This window comes from Rhodococcus sp. NPDC003318 (assembly GCF_042879035.1).
Classification (GTDB): Bacteria; Actinomycetota; Actinomycetes; order Mycobacteriales; family Mycobacteriaceae; genus Rhodococcus_G.
The window spans coordinates 162558-180921 of record NZ_JBIAOU010000010.1; the positions used below are offsets into that span (position 1 = coordinate 162558).

Annotated in this window: 21 protein-coding genes; 7 read left to right on the plus strand and 14 right to left on the minus strand. The window is 69.1% G+C overall.

The features are described from left to right. Nucleotides 1-19 precede the first annotated feature (19 nt). Nucleotides 20-697 carry a DUF4956 domain-containing protein gene (locus tag ACFYVR_RS17495; protein WP_387475322.1) on the plus strand — a complete coding sequence of 226 codons (678 nt, stop codon included), beginning with the start codon at nucleotides 20-22 and terminating at the stop codon, nucleotides 695-697. Next, the gene (locus ACFYVR_RS17500; protein ID WP_387475324.1) at nucleotides 697-2520 is read left to right on the plus strand and encodes a CotH kinase family protein; all 1824 of its coding nucleotides are present in this window, start codon (nucleotides 697-699) and stop codon (nucleotides 2518-2520) included. Before ACFYVR_RS17495 ends, ACFYVR_RS17500 begins: the two co-directional genes overlap by 1 nt. A 36-nt stretch (nucleotides 2521-2556) precedes the next feature. Here ACFYVR_RS17500 and ACFYVR_RS17505 read toward each other — a convergent pair whose 3' ends face one another. Further along, a complete protein-coding gene (locus tag ACFYVR_RS17505) occupies nucleotides 2557-2775 on the minus strand; it encodes a S4 domain-containing protein (protein ID WP_387475326.1) in 219 nt (72 codons plus the stop codon). 77 nt (nucleotides 2776-2852) lie between these two features. Between ACFYVR_RS17505 and ACFYVR_RS17510 the strand changes: the two genes are divergently transcribed. Further along, on the plus strand, nucleotides 2853-3542 hold the full coding sequence (locus tag ACFYVR_RS17510) for a hypothetical protein (RefSeq protein ID WP_387475328.1): 690 nt from the start codon (nucleotides 2853-2855) through the stop codon (nucleotides 3540-3542). Between the two features lie 60 nt (nucleotides 3543-3602). Here ACFYVR_RS17510 and ACFYVR_RS17515 read toward each other — a convergent pair whose 3' ends face one another. The 6 genes from ACFYVR_RS17515 to ACFYVR_RS17540 all read right to left on the minus strand — a co-directional run bounded on the left by ACFYVR_RS17515 (nucleotide 3603) and on the right by ACFYVR_RS17540 (nucleotide 8247). Beyond that, nucleotides 3603-3761, minus strand: coding sequence for a hypothetical protein (locus ACFYVR_RS17515; RefSeq protein WP_387475330.1), 159 nt, complete (start codon nucleotides 3759-3761; stop codon nucleotides 3603-3605). A gap of 137 nt (nucleotides 3762-3898) precedes the next feature. Then, nucleotides 3899-4522: a class I SAM-dependent methyltransferase gene (locus tag ACFYVR_RS17520; RefSeq protein ID WP_387475332.1), complete on the minus strand. Its 624-nt coding sequence runs from the start codon at nucleotides 4520-4522 to the stop codon at nucleotides 3899-3901. A gap of 137 nt (nucleotides 4523-4659) precedes the next feature. Further along, complete coding sequence (locus ACFYVR_RS17525; protein WP_387475333.1) at nucleotides 4660-5376, minus strand: maleylpyruvate isomerase family mycothiol-dependent enzyme; 717 nt, start codon at nucleotides 5374-5376, stop codon at nucleotides 4660-4662. An 11-nt stretch (nucleotides 5377-5387) separates the two neighbouring features. Next, complete coding sequence (locus ACFYVR_RS17530) at nucleotides 5388-6209, minus strand: fumarylacetoacetate hydrolase family protein (RefSeq protein ID WP_387475335.1); 822 nt, start codon at nucleotides 6207-6209, stop codon at nucleotides 5388-5390. A 5-nt stretch (nucleotides 6210-6214) separates the two neighbouring features. Next, nucleotides 6215-7288, minus strand: a complete 1074-nt coding sequence (locus tag ACFYVR_RS17535; RefSeq protein ID WP_387475337.1) for a cupin domain-containing protein — start codon at nucleotides 7286-7288, stop codon at nucleotides 6215-6217. 116 nt (nucleotides 7289-7404) lie between these two features. Next, complete coding sequence (locus ACFYVR_RS17540; protein ID WP_387475339.1) at nucleotides 7405-8247, minus strand: IclR family transcriptional regulator; 843 nt, start codon at nucleotides 8245-8247, stop codon at nucleotides 7405-7407. 87 nt (nucleotides 8248-8334) lie between these two features. Here ACFYVR_RS17540 and ACFYVR_RS17545 point away from each other — a divergent pair, with 87 nt between their 5' ends. Then, complete coding sequence (locus ACFYVR_RS17545) at nucleotides 8335-9597, plus strand: MFS transporter (protein ID WP_387475341.1); 1263 nt, start codon at nucleotides 8335-8337, stop codon at nucleotides 9595-9597. A 29-nt stretch (nucleotides 9598-9626) separates the two neighbouring features. Further along, nucleotides 9627-10844 carry an FAD-dependent monooxygenase gene (locus ACFYVR_RS17550; RefSeq protein ID WP_387475343.1) on the plus strand — a complete coding sequence of 406 codons (1218 nt, stop codon included), beginning with the start codon at nucleotides 9627-9629 and terminating at the stop codon, nucleotides 10842-10844. Between the two features lie 193 nt (nucleotides 10845-11037). Here the strand turns inward: ACFYVR_RS17550 and ACFYVR_RS17555 are convergent, their stop codons facing one another. Continuing rightward, complete coding sequence (locus tag ACFYVR_RS17555) at nucleotides 11038-11625, minus strand: TetR/AcrR family transcriptional regulator (protein ID WP_387475345.1); 588 nt, start codon at nucleotides 11623-11625, stop codon at nucleotides 11038-11040. A gap of 262 nt (nucleotides 11626-11887) precedes the next feature. Between ACFYVR_RS17555 and ACFYVR_RS17560 the strand changes: the two genes are divergently transcribed. After that, nucleotides 11888-13507: an MFS transporter gene (locus ACFYVR_RS17560; protein ID WP_387475347.1), complete on the plus strand. Its 1620-nt coding sequence runs from the start codon at nucleotides 11888-11890 to the stop codon at nucleotides 13505-13507. A gap of 122 nt (nucleotides 13508-13629) precedes the next feature. Here the strand turns inward: ACFYVR_RS17560 and ACFYVR_RS17565 are convergent, their stop codons facing one another. Continuing rightward, nucleotides 13630-14154 (minus strand): acyl-CoA thioesterase, encoded by a 525-nt coding sequence (locus ACFYVR_RS17565; RefSeq protein WP_387475349.1) that lies wholly within the window; start codon nucleotides 14152-14154, stop codon nucleotides 13630-13632. Between the two features lie 80 nt (nucleotides 14155-14234). After that, a complete protein-coding gene (locus ACFYVR_RS17570) occupies nucleotides 14235-15038 on the minus strand; it encodes an enoyl-CoA hydratase (protein WP_387475351.1) in 804 nt (267 codons plus the stop codon). An 87-nt stretch (nucleotides 15039-15125) separates the two neighbouring features. On the opposite strand from ACFYVR_RS17570, the gene ACFYVR_RS17575 reads away from it, so the two are divergent. Continuing rightward, entirely contained in the window at nucleotides 15126-15941 is an 816-nt protein-coding gene (locus tag ACFYVR_RS17575) for an enoyl-CoA hydratase/isomerase family protein (RefSeq protein ID WP_387475353.1), read from the plus strand. Between the two features lie 74 nt (nucleotides 15942-16015). On the opposite strand, the gene ACFYVR_RS17580 is transcribed toward ACFYVR_RS17575, so the two are convergent. From ACFYVR_RS17580 to ACFYVR_RS17595, 4 genes are all read right to left on the minus strand, one after another. Further along, nucleotides 16016-16312, minus strand: coding sequence for a putative quinol monooxygenase (locus tag ACFYVR_RS17580; protein WP_387475355.1), 297 nt, complete (start codon nucleotides 16310-16312; stop codon nucleotides 16016-16018). Between the two features lie 42 nt (nucleotides 16313-16354). Then, complete coding sequence (locus ACFYVR_RS17585; protein ID WP_387475357.1) at nucleotides 16355-16999, minus strand: FMN-dependent NADH-azoreductase; 645 nt, start codon at nucleotides 16997-16999, stop codon at nucleotides 16355-16357. A 273-nt stretch (nucleotides 17000-17272) separates the two neighbouring features. After that, a complete protein-coding gene (locus tag ACFYVR_RS17590; protein ID WP_387475359.1) occupies nucleotides 17273-17821 on the minus strand; it encodes a DUF1707 domain-containing protein in 549 nt (182 codons plus the stop codon). Nucleotides 17822-17905: 84 nt separating this feature from the next. Next, nucleotides 17906-18364, minus strand: a 459-nt coding sequence (locus tag ACFYVR_RS17595) for an acetyl-CoA carboxylase biotin carboxyl carrier protein subunit (RefSeq protein WP_387475361.1), incomplete at its 5' end; no start/stop codon positions are given.

Here is an 18364-nt window from a genome sequence, read left to right on the forward strand (position 1 = left end):
CACCTACGACAGGAAATCCATGAACTTCGACCTGCAAGACCTGAGCGGGACGTTCAGCACATTCGACATCATCGTGTCGTTGTCGCTGGCGTTCGTGCTGTCCGCGATCATCGGCTGGGTCTACCGCTACACCCACAAGAACGTCTCCTACAGCCAGTCCTACGTGCAGACCCTCGTCATGGTCGGCATGATCATCTCGCTGATCATGCTCGTCGTCGGCTCCAACATCGCCCGCGCGTTCGCCCTCGTCGGTGCCCTGTCCGTCGTCCGATTCCGCAACGCCATCAAGGAAACCCGTGATGTCGGGTTCATCTTCCTGGTGATGGCGGTCGGCATGACCACCGGTACCCGGTTCTACCTGCTGGCCATCGCCGCGACCGTCGCGATCTGCCTCGTGCTCCTGATCATGAACAAGTTCAACTGGTTCAAGCTCGACGTCCAGCGTCAGGTCGTCAAGGTGCAGGTGCCGCCGGAGCAGGAGTACGCCGCCCTCGTCGAGGACGTCCTGATCCAGTACTGCACCGAATTCGAGCTCGTCTCCACCGAAGCGGTCCGCGCCGGCGCCCTCAACGAGCTGTACTACACCGCGCAGCTGAAGAAGGAACGCAAGCCGACGGAACTGATCTCCGCGCTCAGCGGCGTCAACACCGGCCAACGCGTCACGGTCCTGACCGGATACGACCAGACGGACATCTGATGCAACCGACGAACACCGCCGGACCGCCGGTCCCGAAACTCAGTCTCCGGCACCGGATCCCGACGTCACTGCGTCAGCACTGGAAGCTGCTGGTGGTGTTCGTCGCGTTCGTGACGGTCATGGCGACCGTCTTCGGTGCGACCCGCATCCGACCCCAGATCTCCGGTGACGCCACCGTCATCGCGTCCGAGATCACCGACAACATCACCGGCACCGTCGACCTGTTCGACACCACCGTCGACCACGAGGTGTCCCTCGAGATCAGCGATGCCGAGTACAAGGACATGATCGACACGTTCCAGAGCACCGGCGAGAAGAAGTGGGTGCTCGCCGACATCACCATCGACGGCACCCTCGTGAGCGACGTCTCGGTCCGGATCAAGGGCAACTCCACCCTCATGGGCGTGCGCGGCGACAACGCCATGCGCGGCGGCGGTTTCGCCCCACCGGAGGGAATGGAACTGCCCGAAGGAATGGAACTGCCCGAAGGGTTCCAGCTTCCCGACGGTGTCACCGCTCCGGAGGGTGCGCAACTTCCCGAGGGCGGGCAGGCACCCGCAGGGGGCAGCGCGATGGGTGGTGGCATGGGTGGCATGACACAGCAGGCGTCGGCGGACGATCCGACGTCGCTGCCGCTGCTCGTCAGCTTCGACGAGAACGAATCCGGCCGCGCCTACCAGGGTTTGACGGAACTGTCGATCCGGCCCGGCTCCCCCGTGCTCAACGAGGCGATGGCACTGTCGCTGACCGCGGACACCGACCAGGCGTCCCAGCGCTACACCTACGCCGTGTACTCCATCAACGACAGCGCCACCACGACCCGGCTGCTGCTCGAGCACCCCGACGACGGGTACGCCAACTCACTGTTCGACTCCGACGGCTACCTCTACAAGGCCGATGCGAACTCGCGGTTCGAGTACGCCGGCGACGACCAGTCCGCCTACGCCGACCAGTTCAAGCAGATCAACGCCGTCGGCAGCGGCAACCTGCAGCCGATCATCAACTTCCTGAAGTGGTTGGACTCGGCGAGTGACGAGGAGTTCGACGCGCACCTGGCGGACTGGGTCGACGTCGACTCGTTCGCCGACTACGTGGCCACACAGAACCTGCTCGTCAACGGCGACGACATGAGCGGACCGGGCCAGAACTACTATCTCTGGTACGACCTCGACACGGGGAAGATCACCGTCGTCTCCTGGGACCTCAACATGGCGATGACGGGCGGCACCACCACCGGCCCGAACGACACGGTCTCGATGGGGATGGGTGGTCGCGGTGGCGCCGCCGCCCCGGCCGACGGTGGCGCGGTCACGGCGACCGATGGCGGTGCCGCGGCGGGCGCAGGCGCGCCGACCGACGGCACGACGCCACCGCAGGGAACGGCACCGCAGCGTGGAACGGCAGCACAGCAGGGCACTGCAGCACAGCAGGGAACGGCACCGCAGCAGGGGATGACTCGCCGCGGCAACACCGGTGCGGCCGGTGCGGCCGGTGCGGCCGGCACGGCGGGCGCCGAGGGCGCGCAGCAGGGTCGAGCTCAAGGTGCCGGTATGGGTGCGGGCGGTGGACGGCAGTCGTCGAACGCCCTGAAGACCCGGTTCCTGGCGTCCGATGCGTTCACCGACGTGTACCAGGCGGCCTACTGGGATCTGTTCGACCGGATGTACACCAGCGGACTCGCGTCCGACACCCTGGACCAGCTGGCCGAATCCGTCCCGCTCAGTGACAGTCTCAGCGCGGAGGACCTGCAGTCGAGTGTCGACACGATGCGTACCTGGATCGATCAGCGCACCGCGGCACTGGCGGCGCAGCGCACCGACTGAGGTCGACGAACCGGCCACGCCACCGTGGTCGGTTCGTCAGGCTACGGCCACGAGGCGAGGCCGCACGGGTGTCGGGGCACCGGCGACGGTGACGCGGTCGGTCGGCCGGACGAGCTGGCCGGGGTGCCGGGCCGGTCGGCCGTTGACCAGGACGAGGCCCTCCATCACCAACGCCGACGCCTGCGCGGGAGCTACGTGTGGGTTCTGCTCGAGCAGCACGTCGCGGACCGGGCGGCAGGCAAGTGCGTCGTTCATGTTCGCAGCCTGGGCGGCGGCCGTGAACTCCGCCGCTGCCGGAGCCGACACGCAACAGACGGCCGGGTGAACACATCGTGCACAGCAGCAGATACGTGGTAGCCGCGGCCGCCGTCCTGGTCAGCATGGCGGGACCCGCCGTGGCCGCGGCCGAGGCGCACCGCGCCGACGCCACGGCCCCTTCCGTCCACTGCACGCCAACCGACCCTGCGCTGGAGGAATTGTCCGGCCTCGTCTGGTCCGGTGACGGCGGCTTCGCGATCGCCGACCGCGGCAGCGACGACCGGCTCGCCGTACTCGACTCCCGCTGCCAGATCATCCGGCGGATCGAGATCGGCTTCCCCACAAGCGATGTCGAAGATCTGGTGCTGGGCAGCGACGGTACTGTCTGGCTGGCGGACACCGGCGACAACGACGGCGACCGCGAGTCGATCGCACTCATCGGAGTGAACCCGTCGACCGGTGAGCAGAGGCTGCTGCCGGTGACTTTCGCCGACGGCGCCCACGACGTCGAAGCGTTTGTCCTCACCGCGACCGGGGCACCGGTCCTGGTGACCAAGGTCGACGCCGCGCAGGCGACCGTCTACACCACGGCCGACGGCGCGACCGTCCACACCTTGTCCCCCGAGACCCCGACCGCACTGGTTGCCGCCGGAACGGTGGCGACCTTGGGAAACGACGACGAGGTGCGGCCGATCACCGGCGCGGCACTCTCCGCGGACGGGTCGACCGCCGCCCTGCGCACCAAGAAGGACGTCTTCCTCTAGCACGTCGAGGACCACGACGTCGCCGCGGCGCTGACCGGGGATCCGACGGTCGTCGTCGCGTCACCCGACCAGCCGCAGGGCGAGGCCGTCGCCTTCACCGACAGCGGCGATCTCCTCCTCGCCTCCGAGGCGAACGGGGAGAAGCTCCCGCCGGTGTACCGGATCGCCGGAGCCGTCGATCTGGTCCGGGCAACGGGTGATCGCGCGGTCGGCGGGCACCTGGCCTACCTGATCCGCCGTCGCCCCACACGTGGGTGAAGGGCACCTTCGTGCGGTTGAACCGAACGAAAGCGCCCTTCAGCCGGGCGGTGCGGGCGGGGCGGGGCGGGGCGGGGCGGGGCACCGTGACGCGGGGCTCAGGCCAGACGGTGCGCGCGCAGGATCACGTCGTGGGTGTGGTGAGCGCCGGCGCCGCCGTTGATCGACCGCTCCCTGACCTCGTTGACGTCGATGCGCCATCCGGCGTCGAGCAGCGCCGCGACGTCGCGGGGTGCGACCCAGTCGTCGGGGTCGAAGCCACGATCGCGCATCGCGTCGGCGTCACGCATGTCGTGGTGGACGACGAGCAGGGTGCCGCCGGGGGCGACCGCCGCGAGCAGCGCGCGCTCCGCGGCCCGGTCGGGGGTCACGCGCAGCGCCGGGTACTGGGCCGACACCAGGTCGAAACCGCCCGCGGGCAGGTCGGCGTCCAGCAGTCCGGCGTGCAGCCAGGTGATGTCCCCGGCGCCGTCTGCGTGCGCCCGCGCCCGGTCGAGCGCGACCCGCGAGACGTCCAGCGCGGTGACCGACCATCCGTGGCGGGCGAGCCACAACGCGTCGGCGCCCTCGCCGCAGCCGATGTCGGCGGCGCGACCGGGCCGCATGCCGGTCGCCTCGTGGACCAGCGCACCGTTGGGTTCGCCGCTCCACACGCGGTCGCGCTCACGGTAGCGGGTGTCCCACTCGTCGGCCTCGCTCATCGCCTCGTTCGTCGCGTCCATACCCCCACAGTGCGCCAGACCGTGACATCCGAGCAAGTTGGATTGCCTGATCGGCAAGAACCGGCCCGGGTTCTCGGGAAACGAGAACGGGGCCGCGGACCGGATCGCGGTCCTGCAGCCCCGTTCACTCGCCGACGTCAGAGCCAGTGCGGTGGCGTGACGTCGGCACCGGAGGTGAGCCCGACGGCGCCGCGTCCGGCGGCCCAGCGGACCATCGACGCGAGCGGACCGGAAACCTTCACCGCCGCATCGGATTCCGGAACCACCGCGACGGGCTCGCGGCCCTCGACCTCGAGCACGAGACCGGCACCGAGTTCCTTGCGGCGCCACATCCCGACGATGTCGTCGAAGAGGGAGTCGAGGACCACCGGAGGGAAGTCCCCGAACTGTCCACCGTTGCCGAGGTCGACGGCGTGGATCCACACCTCACGGGTGCGCATCCAGGCGGTCTCCGACGACGGCACGAGACGACCCTGCGCAGTCCGCACCTCCGCCGACCACGCCGACGACGGCAGGTGCCGCCACTTCTCGTCGAGCCGGGCGACGGTGTGCGTGAACAGGTTCCGCAGCGCCGCCGCGTTCAGCGTCGAGCCCTCCTCGATCTCGCGGCCGCGCTGCTCGGTCGATTCGTACATCGGGGTCGGGGTCCCGGTGGCCGCCCAGTCCATCAACCGGCACAGCGCCGCCGCGTTGTAGCCGACGTGTGCCACCAGGTGCTTGCGCGACCACCCGGTGAGCGGGGTCGGCTCGGCAAGTTCCTCGTCGGTCAACTCGGCGAGGCGCTGCGCGAAGTACGCGGTACCGCGCCGGGCGATCAGCAGCCGCTCGGACAGGTCGAGATCGTTGAACCCCACAGCCGGTGCTCCTACTTGACGATGGTCTTGTTGCGCACCGAACCGAGGCCCTCGATGCTGACCTCGACCGTCTCCCCGTCCTGGACGTAGCGGGCGGGCTTGCGGGCGTGTCCGACACCGCCGGTGGTGCCGGTGATGATCACGTCGCCGGGCTGCAGCGTCACGATGTGCGAGAGGTAGTCCACCAGCTTCGCCGGGGTGAACACCAGGTCGTCGGTGCTGGCCGACTGCATGACCTCACCCTCGAGCCGGGTCTCGATCTTGGTGCCGAGGACGTAGTCGGTGTCGAGGAACGGACCGAAGCCGCTGGTCTTCTCGAAGGTCTTGCCCTGGTCCCACTGCAGCGTGCGGTACTGGTAGTCGCGCATCGTGTAGTCGTTGATGACGGAGTAGCCGGCGATGTACTCCGCGGCGTCCGCCTCGGACACCTGGTACGCCTGCTTGCCGATCACGACGGCCAGCTCGGCCTCCCAGTCGATCTGGCCGGCGGCGTACGCGGGCACGATCACGTCGTCGTAGGGGCCGGTGAGGGCTTCCTTGAACTTCGAGAACAGGGTGGGGTACTCCGGCAGGTCCCGGCCCATCTCCTTGATGTGGGTGCCGTAGTTCAGGCCGACGCACACGATCTTGCTCGGGTTCGGGACGACCGGCGCGTAGTCGGCGTCGGCGAGAGCGACGTTCTCACCGGACGCCTTCTCCGCCAACGACTTCCAGTCGGAATCGCTGAGCAGTGCGGACAGGTCGGCATAGCCGTCGATGACGGTGGCCGTGGTGTCGGAGTCGACACGGACGGCGACGGTGGCGTCGCCCTTGCGGAGGGTTGCGAGACGCATGTGGATCAGGCTCCTTCGGAAACATGGGTGCGATTGAAGTGCAGACGTTCGACGATCGGTGCGTCGGAGAAGGCGAACAGGTCCACGCCCTCGTCCGTGCTCAGGGACCACTCCACCCACGACGGCACGACGATCATGTCGCCCTTGCCGACGAGGTGCTCGGTGCCGCCGAGCAGGAACCGGCCCTGCCCCTCGAACACCTGGAAGACGGTCGACCCGACATCGCGGCGCGGACGCGTGTGGGCGCCGGCACGCAGCCGGTGGAATTCGGCCCGGATGGTCGGCATGACGTCGCCACCGGTGGTCGGGTTGGTGTACCGGATCGCGGCATGCCCCGGCTCCGGTGTCGCGGCGTGACCCTCGTCCTCGAGCGCCAGCTGCTCCGTCAGTGCGCGGTCGGTGTGTTCCCACCGGTAGCAGGCGATCGGGGAGCTCGTCTGCCGGTCCAGGCCGACCAGCGGACGCAGGCCCGGATGAGCCCACAGTCGCTCGGACCGCGAGATGTCCGGGGTGCCCTCGTCGGTGACGCCGTCGGAACCGAACTCGAAGAACCCCGTGTCGGTGTAGTGCACGAACGGGATGTCCAGACCGTCGATCCACGCCATCGGCTGATCGGTCTCGTTGTGGTGACCGTGGAAGTTCCAGCCCGGGGTGAGCAGGAAGTCGCCGCGACGCATCGCAACGGGATCACCGTTGACGACCGTCCAGACGCCCTCACCCTCGACGACGAACCGGAAGGCGTTCTGCGCGTGCCGGTGTTCGGGGGCGGTCTCCTTCGGACCCAGGTACTGGATCGCGGCCCACAGCGTCGGCGTCACGTACGGGACGCCGCCGAGACCGGGGTTGGCCAGCGCGATCGCGCGACGCTCGCCGCCGCGACCGACCGGAACGAGGTCGCCGGCACGCTGCGCCAGCGGATACAGGGTCGACCACTTCCACACGAACGGAACCGCCCTGGATGCGGGCGCCATCGGCATCAGGTCGCCGAGCTGCGTCCACAGCGGGTTGAGGTTCTCGGACTCGAAGTCGGCGTAGAGCTGCCGGAGTTCCGGGTCGGTGGTGTCGTCGGTTGCCGTCATGACCTCTCCTGGTGAAGCGGGACACGTTCTGCGTTGGTCCCAACGTAGGTCGCAGGCTGCCGAGCAGTGCATTCAATTCTTCTGTGCAGAACTTGTGGGGTCCGGGTGCGCGGCAGTCACTCGATGTGCGCCACGTCGATCTCGAGATCACGCACTGCCGCCTGCATCTGCACGACCAGCCTGCCGTCCAGGTGCTGGCGGTAGCGGGTGGCCGGAACCGCGACGGTGATCGCCGCGATCGCCCGCCGTCGCGCGTTGCGGACCGCGACCCCGAACGCGGCGACCCCCTCCTCGGTCCGCTCGACGTTGACGGCGAACCCGACCCGCCGCGCGGCCTCGAGTTCGGCCACGAAGATCTCGAACTCCCCCGGCGCCAACCGCCGGTCCGCCCGCGGATCGGGAGCTGGCCGCGGATCGATGTGCGGCTCCTCCGCGGGCCGCAGGTAGAGCTGCTCGAGAACCTGTCTCGGCAACTCCGCCAACAGGATCCGACCGCCCGCGGCGTCCTCCGCGGGAAGCACCTGACCCTGCCGGTCCCCCACTCGCAGCATCGACTCGGACTCCGCGGTGGCGAGGAACCGGGCCTGTGAACCGACCCGGATCACCAGGTTGACGGTCTCCCGCGACAGGATGGCCAGTGCCTCCATGTGCGGCCGGGACAGATCGGTCAGCTCGCGGGTCCAGCCCTGCTGCGCGGGCCCCACCCCCATCGCCGGACCCGGGTGGTACCGACGCTTCTCGTCCTGGACCGCGAAACCCCGGTAGACCAGCATCGACAGCAGGCGGTGCGCCGTCGACGGCGCGATCCCGAGCTCCCCGGCGGCGTCCTTGAGTCGCAGCGCGCCGACGTCGCGGAGCATCTGCAGCAGCCGCAGGGCGTTGTCCACCGACTCCAGCGCGTACGACGGGCGGGTGATCGTTTTCGACGGCTTCTTCGCCGACCTCCCATGATTCTGCACAACAGAACTCTATTGCAGGGCCCAGCTCACACGCAGCACCGTGGAGCAATGCGCGGATCAGAATCCCCCCGAGCGAACGAGGCCACGATGTCGACAGCGGCACCCGACGTCCCGCCCGCTCACGACGATCGCAAGATCGTCCTGCACAGTGGTAGCGCGATCGCTGTGATCGTCTGCTGGTTGTTCGTCGTCTTCGACGGTTACGACCTCATTGTCTACGGCAACGTCATCTCCAGCCTGCAGAAGGAGTGGGGCATCAGCTCCTCGACCGCGGGCACCCTCGGCAGCCTCGCCTTCGTCGGCATGATGCTCGGCGCGGTCCTCGCCGGCCGACTCTCCGATGCCATCGGCCGCAAGCAGGCCGTCATCGGCTGCCTCATCGTGCTCTCGGTGTTCACCATGGCGTGCTCGTTCGCGACCGGTCCGGCGATGTTCGGCACGATGAGGTTGATCGCGGGCCTCGGCCTCGGCGGACTGGTCCCGACGTCGAATGCACTTGCCGCGGAGCTTGTTCCGGCACGCTGGCGCGCAGCGGTCGCGACCATGATGATGTCGGGCGTCCCGATCGGCGGATCGATCGCGGCACTCATCGGCATCCCTGTCATCCCGAACTGGGGCTGGCGACCGATGTTCCTGTTCGCCGTCGTGCCGCTGGTCGTCCTGGTCCCGCTCGCGCTGAAGTACCTGCCGTCGTCCACGCCCGCCGAGAACGCTCCCGCGACCGACGCCTCCGGATTCCGGGCGCTGCTCGGATCCCGGTTCCGCGCGATCAGCATCATGTTCGCCCTCGCCACCATGGTGACGCTGCTCGCCTGGTACGGACTCGGCACCTGGCTGCCGAAGCTGATGCAGAACACAGGCACCGACCTGGGCAGCGCCCTGACGTTCGCACTGGCCCTGAACCTCGGCGCCGTCGCGGGTTCGTTCGTGACCGCGTGGGGCGGCGTCCGGTTCGGAACCATTCCCACGAGCATCGTCGCCGCGCTCGTCGCGGGCCTCGCCCTGCTCGCGCTGCTGCTGTCACCCCCCACCGCGGTGGTGTACCTGATCTTCGTGCTCGCCGGTGTCGGCACACACGGAACGCAGTGCCTGATCATCGCGGCCGTCGCCTCGTACTACCCGGACCACCTGCGCGGCACCGCACTCGGCTGGGCGCTCGGTGTCGGCCGGGTCGGCGCCGTCGCCGCACCGCAGATCGGTGGATGGTTGCTCGCCGCCGGCCTGGGTGCACACTCGAATTTCCTGCTCTTCGCCCTGAGCGCGCTGATCGCGTCGCTGTTGCTCACCGTGGTGTGGAAGCGATTCCCCGCCTCGGATGACGCGCCGCGCAGTCCCGTCATGGCGCACTGACCCAACCGAATCGATCGACAAGGAGTGTCATGTCCGAATTGAAGGGCGCACGGATCATCGTCGCCGGAGGCGGCATCGGCGGAGCCGCGAACGCTCTCGCCCTCGCCCGAAAGGGTGCCGATGTCACGCTGTTCGAGCGCGCCGCCGAGTTCGGCGAGGTCGGTGCGGGACTGCAGATCGGCCCGCACGGCTCCCGAATCCTCAAGGAGTGGGGCATCTTCGACGAGGTCATCGCGAAGGGCGTCCTGCCGAAGAACCTGGTGTTCCGGGACGCGATCACCGCGGAGGTGCTCACCAAGGTCGATCTCGGACGGGAGTACCAGCAGCGGTACGGCGGAGTGTATTTCGTCGTCCACCGCTCGGACCTGCATTCCGCCCTCGTCTCCGCCGCCCGGCGCGCCGGTGCGACCCTGGTGAACGACGCCACCGTCACCGACGTCGTGACCGAGGGCGATCTGGCCCACGTCACCCTCGCCGACGGCAGCGTGCACAGCGCGGACGTCGTCCTCGGCATGGACGGCCTGCACTCCGTACTGCGACCGAAGCTGCACGACGACAAGCCGGTCGGGTCGGGCTACGTCGCCTTCCGCGGCACCATCCCCATGGAGGAGGCCGGCCTCGAGGAGGAACTCGAGGACGTCGTCGGCTACATCGGACCGCGCTGCCACTTCATCCAGTACCCGCTGCGCAGCGGCGCCATGCTCAACCAGGTCGCGGTGTTCCAGTCGCCCGCCTTCCTGCGCGGCGAGGAGATGTGGGGCAGCGCAGAGGAACTCCTGCCCGCCTACGACCACTGCCACGAGACGGTCCGCTCGGCGCTGAAGCACATGTGGACGGACCGCTGGTGGCCGATGTTCGACCGCGACCCGGTGGACAACTGGATCGACGGCCGGATGATCCTGCTCGGCGACGCCGCGCACCCGCCGCTGCAGTACCTGGCGTCGGGCGCGGTGATGGCGCTCGAGGACGCGAAGTGCCTGTCCGACTACGCCGCCGAGGACCTGCGCGGCGACACGGCGAACTGGCCGCAGATCCTGCGCGACGTCAACACCGAACGCGCACCGCGCTGCAACCGCATCCTCACCACCGGCCGCATGTGGGGCGACCTGTGGCACCTGGACGGCGCCGGCCGCGAGGCCCGCAACGAACTGTTCCGTACCCGCGACACGTCCAGCTACAAGTACACCGACTGGCTGTGGGGCTACGACTCCGCCCGCAACCGTGACGGTCTCGCGCTCTCGCACTGACCGGCACCAGAAACTCCACAACCCGACAGCCTCCCGCGATCGTTCGACGATCGCGGGAGGCTGTCTACGTTTCGGTCCCGGGTGTGTCCCTGTCGGATGCACCCGGCGCGACCAATCGTCCGGCGCCGACGACAACGCCGCAGGCGGGCGATCGGGACGCCGGGGCGCCGCAGCGGGGATCGGGAGCCACACCCTAGGTGAGCAGGAAACACCACGAGTCGGTGAGGGTCTCGAGAGCGGTCTCGCGATCGACCGTCTTCCATCCCATGCGGAACCAACGCAGTGACAGGTGCTCGAACTGACCGAACGCGAGCAGGCACCGGATCCGACGGTTCTCCGGTTCGAACCGCCCCGCGCGATCCAGGCCCTCGTTCATCGCGGCGACCGTGTCCTCGAACCACTTCTCCATCGACTCGGCGATCTCGGGTTCGGTCGGTGCGGCCTGGTGGGCCGCCATCACGTAGGGCCGGATCACCGCCCACTGGTCGATCTTCCGGTCGAGCCAGGTGCGCACCATGTCCCGGCTTCCGGACTCGACGACCGTGGACAGCGGCGGGTCGTCGGCACTGGTGAGGATCGCGTCCACCTCCACGATCAGCGCCGACATCAGTTGCGCCTTCGAGGTGAAGTGCAGGTAGAAGGTCGTGCGGGTGGTCCCGGCGCCGGCCGCGATGTCGTCGATCGTGGTCGCGACGTAGCCCTTGGACTCGAACAGCTCCAGTCCCTTCTCCAGGAGGAGCCTTCTCGTCAGCTGCTTCTGTGCATCGCGCAGGGTTGCCATGCGCACAGCGTAGAGCGTCGGGGAAGCCGCCCCGCCGGGCACATCGCGCCCCAATTCGGACAACTTGTGAGCCATTGACTTACCGATGAGATATTTCACTTGACTCTATGTTGTGCGAGCATCTACTTTGTTGTCGGGATCACATCGCCGCGGTACCGCCCGCGCCACACCCCCACCTCCCCGTTCCCCCCGAGCGCAGCGGAAATCGCGTGCACTCCCCGACTTCTCACCCCGCCCCACCCCCGCACCGCAGGAGTTCTCCGTGACCCAGGACCACCAGACCCAGGCCCCGTCCCCGCAGTCGTACCCGCCGCCGCAGGCCCCTCCCGCGGCGTCACGACTCACCTCGGGAGCGAAAGGCACCCTCGCCGCGGCCTCCCTCGCCGTGATGGTCGCGCAGATCGCCAACGCACTGCCGGGCGCGCTCAACGGCGTCTTCCAGCAGACCTTCAACGCCGTCGGCTCGCAGCTGACGTGGATCACCGCCGCGTTCATGATTCCCGTGGTGGTCTTCGAGCTCACGTTCGGTGTGCTCGGTGACAAGTTCGGCCACCGCAAGCTGGTCGTCGGGGGTTCGCTGCTGGTGATCGCCGGGTCGCTGGTGTGCACCGCATCGCCCACCATCGGCTGGATGTGGGCCGGATCGGCGATCAACGGCCTCGGCGCCGGTGCCGTCTTCCCCGCCTCACTCGCCCTGGTCGCGTCGACCGCCCCGACGCCCCAGGCGCGGATGCGGGGCATCGCGATCTGGGCGGGCTTCCTCTCTGCCGGTTCCGCGATCTCGCCTCTGCTCGGTGGCATGTTCGCCGACTTCGGTTGGTGGCGTGGGGCGTACGCGGTGGTCGCGGCGACCGGTCTGGCCGTCGCGGTCCTGACGGCCTGGCGCGCACAGGAATCGGAGCGTCAGCCCGACCGCCGGCCCGACCTGTGGGGCCAGCTGACCCTGGCGTTCGGCCTGATCCTGGTGCTGTTCGGTCTCGTTCAGGGCCCGGAGGAAGGCTGGACCACCGTTCGCGTCGTCACCGCGCTCGTCGTCGGCACCGCGCTGCTCGGCACCTTCGTCGCGATCGAACTGCGCGTCACGTCCCCCCTGCTCGATCTGCGCCTGTTCCTCATCCGGCCCTTCACGGTGTCGTCGCTGGTGGCCGTGATCGGCATGTTCGCGTTCCTCGGCGCCTGCTTCTCGACGAGCATGTGGCTCGGCCCCGTCCAGCACCAGAGCCCGATGTACACCGGCCTGCTGTTCCTGCTGCTGCAGGGTCCCGCGTTCGTGCTGATCCCGGTGATCTCGCGGCTGCAGGCCCGGATCGCGGCGCGCTGGCTCCTGACCGCGGGCTTCGCGGCGATGACGGCCGGTGCTCTCCTCGCCTCGACGAACGACGTCACCGACCCCGCCGTGTCCGCGTTCGTCCTGCCGTCGCTGCTGGTCGGTATCGGCTTCGCGCTGACGCTGTCGCCGATGACGGCGATCGCGGTCAATTCAGTTCCCCGGCACCTGACCGGCACGGCCAGTGCCACCACCAACCTGCTCCGCGACCTCGGTTTCGCCCTCGGGCCCGTCCTCGCCGGCGCCGTCGCGTTGAGCACCGCGGGCAACGCGCTGCTGTCGTCGCTTCCGGCCGCCGACCTGCCGCCCGCCGAACTCGGTCCGGCGATGGGGATCGCCGAAGCCGGCGGTCCGATCGCCGTCAACAGCCTGCCTCCGGGCGTCCCCGGTTCGGCCGCACACGATCTGGCCCTCGAGGCCCTCGGATCCGGCTTCTCCCGCGCCTTCCTCGTCGTCGCGATCGCGGCCCTCGTCGCCGCACTGCTCAGCTGGTTCGGACTGCGGGGCGACACGAACCAGACCACCGCGGCAGCGGAACCGGAAGGGGCACTGTAGATGTGCGCGTCCTGTGACGGCTCGACCCGACGACGGTACGTTGCCGCCGCGTGCCTAGAGCGACAACGTTCTCATGTGGGACATGAACACGCGAATCGGGTTCGCGTAAGCCACCTTTCGGATCACGGTGCGCCGGTCGCGACACTCTCCGGCGCGGGCGGGACTTCGTCGTCGCCGGAGAATGCCGAGCGCTGCGCCTGGCGGCGCACCTGCGCCGCCGCGAAACGCCTCTTCTGCAACTCGGTGGTCACCGGCAGCGGGGGGACGGGCACCGGGTGCCCCGCCGGGTCGACCGCCACCATCGTGAAGTAGGAACTGTTGGCGTGTCGCTGTTTTCCCTCAGGGATGTTCTCGGTGTCGACGCGGATACCGACCTCCATGGAGGTCCGGCCCGTGTAGTTCACCGATGCCGAGAAGGTGACCAGTTCGCCGACGTGAATGGCCTCCCGGAACAGGACCCGGTCGACGGAGAGCGTGACGGTGTAGGTGCCCGCGTACCGGCTCGAGCAGGCGTAGGCAACCTGATCGAGCAGTTTGAGCAGGGTGCCGCCGTGGACGTTGCCCGAGAAATTGGCCATGTCCGGCGTCATCAACAGGGTCATCGACAGTGAGGTCGGTCGGCCCGATGCCGGTTCGTCCACGACCATGATCGCCCTCCGCTCGTCGAGATCCGGCCCCCATCAAACGTTCCGCCGCGGACCGGCGTCAAGGGCTCACCGATTCCGCGTCAGGAGCGGTCGTTCTGCTCGCGTCCCCGTCCGATGACGTCGGCACGCCGGGCGGCGACCGTCGCCGGCTCGAAGCCGGCCATCCACGCCCGCGCCGTCGCGTCCTCGACCGCGAGGGCCGGGTCGACGAGGTGGTCCTCCGCGCGGCGGTAGGACTCGAGCAGCGTCCGGACCCCCGACTGGTCGTTGCCGACCACGGTGATCGCAACCTCCAGCGCTGTCGGCAGCAACTGCTCGTGTGGCACCACCTGCGTCACCAGACCGACACGCAGCGCCTGCTCGGCATCGACGAAGTCGCCGGACAGGCTCATCCGCCGCGCCACACCACGCCCCACGGCGGCAGGCAGCCGGGCGGTCAGACCCCACCCGGGGAGCACCCCGACCCGGGCGTGGGTGTCGGCGAACCGCGCCCGCTCGGACGCGATCAGGAAGTCGCACGCGAGGGCCAGCTCGAGGCCGCCGGTGATCGCCGCGCCGTTGACGGCGCCGATCACCGGCTTGGACAGCGGACGCCACGGATGCCCGATCGGGACGCCGTCGTCCGCGACCCGCTCGGCGTTGCCGCCGGTGGCACCGAGTTCCCGCAGATCCAGCCCGGCACAGAACGCGGGATCGGCGCCCGTGAGGATCACGACGTCGACGCCGTCGTCCCCGTCGGCTGCGTCCAGTGCGGCACGCAGGTCGGTGATCAGGCTGGAGGTCAACGCATTTCGGGATTCCGGCCGGTTCAGCGTGACAATCCGCACGCGACCTCGCTGCTCGGTGAGAAGGATCTGCCGGCCGGACGCGTCGGGGTCGGACATGGGGCTCCTCGAGGGTTGCGGATGTGACCGTCAGCCACGTTACAAGAGTTGTTAACCTCGACTGACGTCACCACGCAGGGAGGCTTCGTGACCGAGTCCGATCCACCGCTCCAGGTCGAGCGCCCGAGCGACGGCGTCGTCGTTCTCCGCCTCAACCGGCCCGCGCAGCTCAACGCCATGACCGTCGATCTCGTCGACGCCCTCCACACCGAACTGGACGCCCTCGCCTCCGACACCAGGTGCCGGGTCGTGGTGCTCACCGGCGCCGGACGGGGATTCTGCGCCGGACTCGATCTCGGCGGGTTCGGTGTCGTCCCGGGGACCGAGGATCTCGGCGCAGTGCAGACGACCCTGGCCGTGCAGACCCGGATCGCGTCGCTGGTCCAGAAGATCCGGCGGCTACCGCAGGTGTTCGTCGCGGCCGTCAACGGCGCCGCGGCCGGCGGCGGACTCGCCCTGGTCCTCGCCTGCGACGTCCGGATCGCCGCGGCACCCGCAGTGTTCGCGGTGTCCTTCATCCGCGTCGGATTCTCCGGCTGCGACATCGGCACGTCCTGGTTGCTGCCCCGGATCGTCGGCGCGGGACGCGCCCACGAACTCATGCTCACCGGCCGCCGGTTCGACGCCGACGAGGCACTGCGGATCGGGATGCTCGCCGACGTCGTCGCCCCAGAGGAACTGTCCGCCCGCGTCGACGCCGCGGTGGCGGACCTGCTCGCCGCACCCCCGATGTCGCTGGCGCTGACCAAGCGCGGGATGTGGCTCGCCCTGGAGACGACGTCCCTCGACACCGCGATCGAAATGGAGAACCGCCAGCAGGTGCTGACGGCGTCGACCGCAGACCAGGTCGAGGCGATGGCGGCCTTCGTCGAGAAACGGCCGCCGGCCTATCGCAATCGCTGACCCTCACCGTCCGTCCTGGTACCTCGGCACGATCCCGCAGCGCACGACGGCGCCCGGGATCGTGCCGTCGGCGGTCAGATCGCCGGGTCGACGGTGCCCAGCGTCAACGACGGCGCGCCTGCGAGCAGCGGTCCGAGGTCGGTGATGGCACCCTCGCCGGCGCGGAACTTGCGGTACGCGGCGTCGTGTTCGGCCGACTCCCAGGTCTCGACGAACCGCAGGACGTTGGGGTCCTTCGCGTCGACAACCGCGTCCACGCGGACACAACCGTCGAACGCGCGGGTCTCCGCCAGCACGCGGGTCATCACCTCTTTTGCCTTGTCCAGGGTTTCCGGCTTGAAGGTCAGCTCCAGGACGGCGATTACGGCCATGTTCACTCCTCCGAGTTGGTGCCGCGAAAACTGTTGTCGCGGTTAACCACCGAGAGTACCGCCCAACGTCCGAACGGTGTGCCGAGCGGCACTGCGACTCGCATCGGCCTGCTCCTTCAGCGGCGCCAACACCGGAATCCGCTCCGCCAGCGTCAACTCCGCCGTCACGACCGTGACGGCCATCCCCATCGACACCCCGAGCACCTGTTGCAGCGGAGGGACGGTGAAGTCGGTGCCCGCGCCCGGCGTTCCCGGCGCGTACGTGTTGCCGCGGCTCGAGACGACCACGACGGGCTTGCCCGCGAACGGCTGGTCGGCGGTGTCGAACGGCACCGTCGTACCGAGGACGTGCAGGTGGTCGATCCACGCCTTGAGCGTCGACGGCAGCGACCAGTTGTACATCGGCGCACCGATCACCACCACGTCCGCGGCCGCCACCTCGGCGATCAGCTCGGCCTGCCGAGCCTCGGCCGCCGGATCCGAGGTCGCGTCGGGGGTCCGCAGTCGCGCCGCGTAGTGCAACTCCGCATCGGGCAGGTGCGGCACCGGGTCGCGGTGCAGGTCCCGTGCGACGACGGTGAACTCGGGGCCGCGGGCCCGCCAGGTGTCGGCGAAGAGTCCCGTCAGGTCACGGGAGACGGAACTGACGAGGTTCGCAGACGAATCGACATGCAGCAGTTGGGGCATCGACCAGGCACCTCCGGTGCTCGTGCGCGTTTCAAGGGTTCGGAGACACACTATCCGCGCACGAGCGGCGGAGGTGCGGACGTGTCTCTCGATTCCCCTCGGATGCACCTGGCAGAACAATCGTCGTCCAGCAAGCCCCTGGAGTCGCTCCGCGGGCTCCGCTCCTGCGCGGATGAGAAGCCGATACCGGGTTGTGTATCGGCGCCGACGACAACGCAGCGGGGCGGCGATTGGGCGCCAGGAGCGCCGACAAGGGAATTGGGAGACACGCCCTCAGTCGTCGATGGCCTGGACGACCGCGTAGATCAGGAACCCGACGGCGGCGAGCACAACCACCGGTTGCCGGAGCATCAGCGCCGGTGCCAGCAGGACGAGTGCGTACGGAACCAGAGTCAGGTTGCGTCGCGGGGACGCGACCGTCGGCGCGGGACCTGAGCGCCCGGTCGCGAGGAAGTCGGGGACACGGACACGCCGTCGCCGCGTGGCCACGTGGATCAGACCGGCGCCGATGGCGACGACCAGCGCCGCGGGCAGGAACCAGAGGGTCGCGTCGGCGGCGGCGAGCGCGACGTAGAGACCGGCCAGCAGAAGGGGGACGAGCAGCCAGAGGAACCGCCGGCGTGACGGCGGCGGCGAGGCGATGCCGGGCAGATCCGCGAACAGCACCGCGAGGTCGTGGTTGGTGCGGGCCGCCGTCACTCGCGCGCAGCGGTCCTCGAACTCCGCGAGGGTCAACCGGCCCTCGCCGAGGTGTCGGGTCAGGAGCTCGACCGCCTGCTCGCGCTCGAACGTCCCGATGCGGATGTCGGGGAGTTCGGCCATGTCACCAGGGTAGGCGGCTTCGCCGCCCGTGAGTCCTTTCGGCCCGTATCCGGGCCGAAAGGACTCACGGGGGGGTGCGGGGTGTTACTTCAGTTCGGCGAGGACGGTGCCCTGGGTGATCGCGGCACCGGGCTCGACGGCCAGACCGGTGACGACACCGGCCTTGTGCGCGGTGACCGGGTTCTCCATCTTCATCGCCTCGAGCACCACGATCAGGTCACCCTCGGCGACCTCCTGGCCCTCGGTGACGGCGACCTTGACGACGGTGCCCTGCATCGGCGCGGTCACCGCGTCACCGGACGCCGCGGCGCCACCGGCACCGCCCCGCTTGCGGGCCTTGGGCTTGCGCTTGATCGCCCCGACCGCGGGCGCGCCCGTGCCGACGGAGAACTGACCGGGCAGCGACACCTCCACCCGACGACCCCCGACCTCGACGACGACGGTCTGCCGCGGCAGCGTCTCGTCCTCGTCGGCGACCGCACCGGCACCCGCGTACGGCTCGATGACGTTGTCCCACTCGGTTTCGATCCACTTGGTGTACAC